Source organism: Allobosea sp. CER48 (assembly GCF_044752385.1).
Classification (GTDB): Bacteria; Pseudomonadota; Alphaproteobacteria; order Rhizobiales; family Beijerinckiaceae; genus Allobosea.
The window spans coordinates 1-3,414 of sequence record NZ_JBIWYK010000353.1; the positions used below are offsets into that span (position 1 = coordinate 1).

Genomic DNA, 3,414 nt, shown 5'->3' on the forward strand with positions numbered 1-3,414 from the left:
GTCGAGATCTCCCCGGCGTTCATGCCCAGCGCCTGCAGCATGTAGAGGATCGCGCCGGGATCGAGCGCGCCGCTGCGCGTGCCCATCGGCAAACCATCAAGCGTGGTCATGCCCATGGTGGTGTCGATGCTGCGTCCATCCTGGATGGCGCAGAGGCTCGCCCCATTGCCGAGATGGGCCGCGACGACGCGCCCGGCATGGAGATCGGGGTGCTGCTTCGCCATCACCATCGCCAGCCATTCGTAGGACAGGCCATGGAAGCCGTAGCGTCGGATGCCCTTGTCGCGCAGCCCCTGCTCGAGCGCGAAATTGTGGGTCAGCGCATCGTGGCGGGCGTGGAAGGCGGTATCGAAGCACGCGATGTTCGGCACATCGCCCACCAGGCGCCGGGCTGCGGCAACCGCGGCGAGGTTGTGCGGCTGATGCAGCGGCGCCAACGGGGCGAGCGCTTCCAGCGCGGCAAAGACCTCCGGCGTCACCAAGACGGGATCGGCATAGCGCTCGCCGCCGTGAACGATGCGATGGGCCACCGCCCTCATGCTCCAGCCATCGTCGTGGCGGTCGACGAAGGCGAGGACGGCGGAGAGCGCCGTGTCGTGGTCGCAGGCCCGGGGCAGCGCGATGCGCTCGCGCCGGCCATCGGCGAGGCTCGCATCCATGGCGGGCTCCGGTTCGCCGAGCCGAACCGCCTTGCCGCGGGCAAGCACGCTGAGATCGTCGCTGCGGAAGACCTGGAACTTGAGGCTGGACGAGCCGGCGTTGAGGACGAGGACGGTATCGATCACTTGATCCGCCCCGTACGGCGCGCATCCGCCAGAAGAACGGCCAGAACGCAGGAGAGCAGGCGTGCGCGCAGATTGTCCGCCCGGCTGGTGAGGATGATCGGCACACGCGCACCGAGCACGATTCCGGCCGCGTCGGCGCCGCCGAGGAAGGTGAGCTGCTTGGCCAGCATGTTGCCGGCTTCGATCTCGGGCACCAGCAGGATGTCGGCATGGCCCGCGACGGGCGACACGATGCCTTTCTCCTTGGCTGCCGCGGCGCTGATCGCATTGTCGAAGGCGAGGGGGCCGTCGACGAGGGCGCCTGTGATCTGGCCGCGATCGGCCATCTTCGACAGGGCAGCGGCATCGAGCGTCGCGCACATGCGCGGGTTGACGGTCTCGACGGCAGCGAGCACGGCGACCTTCGGCAGTTCGTCGGAGCCGTTCAGCGCGACATGCCAGAGATTGACGGCGTTCTGGACGATGTCGGCCTTGGTCGCGAGACCGGGGGAGATGTTGACCGCCGCATCGGTGATGATGAAGGGCTTTGGGTAGCTCTCGATATGCATCACGAAGGCATGGGAGATGCGCCGCTCTGTCCGCAGGCCTGAATCGGCGTGGACGATCGCGCCCAGCAATTCGTCGGTATGCAGCGAGCCTTTCATCAGGGCATCGAGCTCGCCGGCAGCGGCCAGCGAGACGGCCTTCGCCGCCGCCGCGTGGCTGTGCTCGGTGTCGATGACCTCCCAGGTGGAGATATCGATGCCGGCTTCCTGCGCAGCAGCACGGATGCGGTCCGCCGGGCCGATCAGGACCGGATCGATCAGCTGCTCGCTCACAGCATCGGCGACCGCCTCGATCACATTCGCCTTGACGGGATGCACCACCCCGGTGCGGACGGCCGGAAGGTCCTCGCAGCGACCGAGCGCGAGCTGGAAGTACTCTGAGGAGGTGAGCGTCGTCATGGCGCGGGGGCTCCGGAGCGGGCGGATGTTCTGGACAGCGGAAGGTGCCCTTGCGTCAACTTTGCGCGGCGATCCAGCGGGCGATGCCCGGCCAGGTCTCGGCGAGGGTCTTGCGGCCCATGAACAGGCCGATATGGCCGCCGGGCACCAGCTTCCTCTCGATCTTCTTCCTGGGCGTGCCGATGAGGCCTTCCGCGGCGAAGACCTGCTCGCTCGTGGTGATGTCGTCCTCGGCGCCGGCCAGGAGATAGACGGGGCAGGTCACGTCCTTCAGGCTGAGGCGCCGACCGAGGCCGACGAACTCGCCCTTGGCGAAGCGGTTGTCCTTGAAGATCTGCTCGATCGCCTGGAGGTAATAGACGCCGGGCAGGTCGAGCGGGTTCTCGTACCAGGCCGCGAAGGTCTCGGTGCGGTCGAGGTAGTTCTTGTCGGCGATGTTCTGGTAGAGCCGGACGAACTTGTCGACGTAGTGCTCGGCCGGATGCATGTTCTTCCAGCCGGCGAGCATGAAGCGCCCCGGCATCAGCCCGCGGCCGGTCCGGACCATGGCGCGGTAGCTCTTCAGCGGCATCGTCTTCGCCATCCGCTTGATCGGGCCGTCGCCGGCATCGGCATCGATCGGCGAGCCGGCGAGCACCAGCGACTTGACCTTGTGCGGGAAGCGCGAAGCGAGCATCGCGCTCAGCCATCCGCCCTGGCAGAGGCCGACGAGGTGCACGACGCCTCCGAGATCGTCGATCGCGGCGTTGAGCTCGGCCAGATAGGTGTCGATGCTGAAATAGCGCATCTCCTGCGTCGCCGGCTTCCAGTCGGTGACGAGGACATGGTCGAGGCCGTTCGCGAGCATCGTCTCGACGAGGCTCTGGCCCTTGTCGTAGTCGGCGATGGTCGCGCCATGCCCGGCATAGGGGGCGTCGATCAGGACCGGGATGGCGCCGGCGCCGGCCTTGCCGAATTCGCGCAGATGCATCGTCGGCAGATCGAGGCGCACGGCATGGGGCGTTGCCCAGTCCGGCGGCGGGGGCCGGGTGATCTTCACCGCTTCGGAGAGGAAGTCGAGATTGCGTTCGGTCAGGCGCAGGGCCGCATCGACAGGCCAGAACCAGGGAAGGCTGAGCTCGTCGGAAGTGTCGCTTGCGGGCTGTTGAGAGGCCTTTGTCGCGTGCCGGCTCGTCGCCATGTCGAAACATCCATTTTCTCGATCGCCTGCGGAAGGTAGGCAGCCGATCTTGCGGAGGCAACCGCGACAGCCTTGCGACAGGTCAAAGCCCGGCGGCGATGCGGGGCGCAGGTGCGGCTGCGCCGACGCGGCCAGGCCGGATCGGCCCGACCAGCGTGCGCAGGGCGTTGACGATGACCGCGATGTCGATGCCCTGCTGCAGGAAGGCGCCCACCACCGGCGGAATATGGCCGAAGGCGGCGAAGAGCATCGCGATCCCCGACAGGCCAAGCCCGGCGACGATGCTTTGCTGCGCGATCGCCCGTGTTCGCTGCGCGATCGCGACGGCTTCCGCGACCCGGTCGATCCTGTCGACCAGGATCACGACATCTGCGGCTTCGGACGACGCCGTCGCCCCGCGCGCCCCCATCGCAACGCCGACATCGGCAGCGGCGAGGGCCGGCGCGTCGTTGAGGCCGTCGCCAACCATCATCGTCGGCTGACGTGCCTTCTCGGCAGCGATCGC

General features: G+C 67.7%; 4 protein-coding genes. All 4 read right to left on the reverse strand.

Annotated features, from left to right (window positions below):
- On the reverse strand, window positions 1-785 hold a 785-nt coding region (locus ACIPIA_RS12610), incomplete at its 3' end, for an acetate kinase (RefSeq protein ID WP_400510028.1).
- On the reverse strand, window positions 782-1,864 hold the full coding sequence (locus ACIPIA_RS12615; RefSeq protein ID WP_400510036.1) for a bifunctional enoyl-CoA hydratase/phosphate acetyltransferase: 1,083 nt from the start codon (window positions 1,862-1,864) through the stop codon (window positions 782-784). The genes ACIPIA_RS12610 and ACIPIA_RS12615, both read right to left, overlap by 4 nt.
- Complete coding sequence (locus ACIPIA_RS12620) at window positions 1,785-2,909, reverse strand: alpha/beta fold hydrolase (RefSeq protein ID WP_400510031.1); 1,125 nt, start codon at window positions 2,907-2,909, stop codon at window positions 1,785-1,787. Before ACIPIA_RS12620 ends, ACIPIA_RS12615 begins: the two co-directional genes overlap by 80 nt.
- Before the next feature lie 82 nt (window positions 2,910-2,991).
- On the reverse strand, window positions 2,992-3,414 hold a 423-nt coding region (locus ACIPIA_RS12625), incomplete at its 5' end, for an HAD hydrolase family protein (RefSeq protein ID WP_400510034.1).